Origin of the sequence: Mesorhizobium sp. M7A.F.Ca.CA.002.04.1.1 (assembly GCF_004022805.1) — a bacterium.
Taxonomy (GTDB): Bacteria; Pseudomonadota; Alphaproteobacteria; order Rhizobiales; family Rhizobiaceae; genus Mesorhizobium; species Mesorhizobium ciceri.
In genome coordinates, this window is sequence record NZ_RZPL01000892.1 from 1 (window position 1) to 2,033 (window position 2,033).

The window sequence follows — 2,033 nt, forward strand, 5'->3', positions numbered from 1 at the left end:
GATCAGATCCTCGTCGAGCGGCTTGGCGAAACGGGCGTCGGCGACCGTGGTGGAGAGCCCGGCAGCCCCTAGCTCCTCGGCGGCGATCAGGCAATCCTGCAGCCGTGTGCCGAAGGACAGCAATGCTACCTTGGTGCCCTCCCTGACGATGCGGCCCTTGCCGACTTCGAGCACGGAGCCACGCTCCGGCATGTCGACGCCAACGCCATTGCCGCGCGGATAGCGAAAGGCGATCGGGCCGTCATCATAGCTTGCCGCGGTGCGTACCATGTGGCGCAGCTCCGCCTCGTCGGCCGCCGCCATCACCACGAAGCCCGGCAGTGTCGCCAGGAAGGTGGTGTCGAAGGCGCCGCAATGGGTGGCGCCATCGGCGCCGACGAAGCCGGCGCGGTCGATGGGAAAGCGCACCGGTAATTTCTGGATGGCGACGTCGTGGACGACCTGGTCGTAGGCGCGCTGCAGGAAGGTGGAATAGATGGCCGCGAACGGCTTGTAGCCTTCGGTGGCGAGGCCGGCGGCGAAGGTCACCGCGTGCTGTTCGGCGATGCCGACATCGAAGGTCCTCGACGGGAACGCTTCGCCGAACAGGTCGAGGCCGGTACCGCTCGGCATGGCTGCGGTGACGGCGACGATGCGGTCGTCCTCGCGGCCCTCCTGGACCAGGCTTTCGGCGAACACCTTGGTGTAGGCCGGTGCGTTGGCCGGCGCCTTGGCCTGCGCGCCGGTGATGACGTCGAACTTGTTGACGCCGTGATATTTGTCGGCGGCGGCTTCCGCCGGCGCATAGCCCTTGCCCTTCTGGGTGACGACATGGATGAGCACCGGGCCTTCGCCATTGTCTCGGACATTTTTCAGGACCGGGATCAGATGCTCCAGATTGTGGCCGTCGATCGGGCCGATGTGATAGAAGCCGAGTTCCTCGAACAGCGTGCCGCCGGTGACGTAGCCGCGTGCATGCTCGACCGCCCTTGTGATCGCACGATCCGCCCGCTTGCCGAGATAAGATGTCAGTTTTTTGCCGAAATCGCGCAGGCCGATATAGGCCTTGCCGGAGGCCAGCCGCGCCAGATAGGCGCTCATGGCGCCGGTTGGCGGCGCGATCGACATGTCGTTGTCGTTGAGAATGACGATCAGCCGTGCATCGAGCGCGCCGGCATTGTTCATCGCCTCGTAGGCCATGCCGGCAGACATGGCGCCGTCGCCGATGACGGCGATGACATTGTTGCGGCCGCCGGAGAGATCGCGGGCCGCGGCCATGCCGAGGCCGGCCGATATCGATGTCGAGGAGTGGGCAGCGCCGAAGGGATCGTACTCGCTCTCGGCGCGGCGGGTGAAGCCGGACAGGCCGCCTTCCTGGCGCAGCGTGCGGATACGGTCGCGGCGGCCGGTCAGGATCTTGTGCGGATAGGCCTGGTGGCCGACATCCCAGATCAGCCGATCATCGGGGGTGTTGAAGACATAGTGCAGCGCCACTGTCAGCTCGACCACGCCAAGGCCGGCGCCCAGATGACCACCCGTGCGGGATACCGCGTCGACCAGCTCGGCGCGAAGCTCGGACGCCAGTTGCGGCAGCTCACTCTCGGCAAGCATGCGCAGGTCGGCCGGGATGCGGGCCTTGTCGAGAAGCGGCGTATGCGGCGTTGCGTTCACGGTGCTCAGGCTTTCGGTTGATGGGCGAAATAGGCCGCCGGCCGGCGAAAGTAAATGCGTGTCAGTGACGCGGATCAGACTGTGGTCTTTTGCTTCTATGCAGGTCGTTTCCCCAAAACCGGGCCACTTTGGGCGACAGGCATCAGCTTTCCGGCAGCGGAATGAACTCTTCCTCGTCTCCTGGAACGATGTCGAAGCGGCCTGTCTTCCATTCCTCTTTCGCCTGTTCGATACGCTCTTTCGACGACGAGACGAAATTCCACCAGATGTAACGCTTCGAACCAAGAGAGGCGCCGCCGAACAGCATGAAATGCGCCCCGGTCTGCGACGACACGACGATCTCGTCACCGGGACGGAAGACCAGCAGCCGTTCGGCTGGGAAC

General features: G+C 64.8%; 2 protein-coding genes. Both read right to left on the bottom strand.

The features are described from left to right. On the bottom strand, nucleotides 1–1,650 hold a 1,650-nt coding region (gene dxs / locus ENZ75_RS30045; protein ID WP_128278556.1), incomplete at its 3' end, for a 1-deoxy-D-xylulose-5-phosphate synthase. Between the two features lie 142 nt (nucleotides 1,651–1,792). Then, nucleotides 1,793–2,033, bottom strand: a 241-nt coding sequence (locus ENZ75_RS30050; protein ID WP_281061312.1) for a pirin-like C-terminal cupin domain-containing protein, incomplete at its 5' end; no start/stop codon positions are given.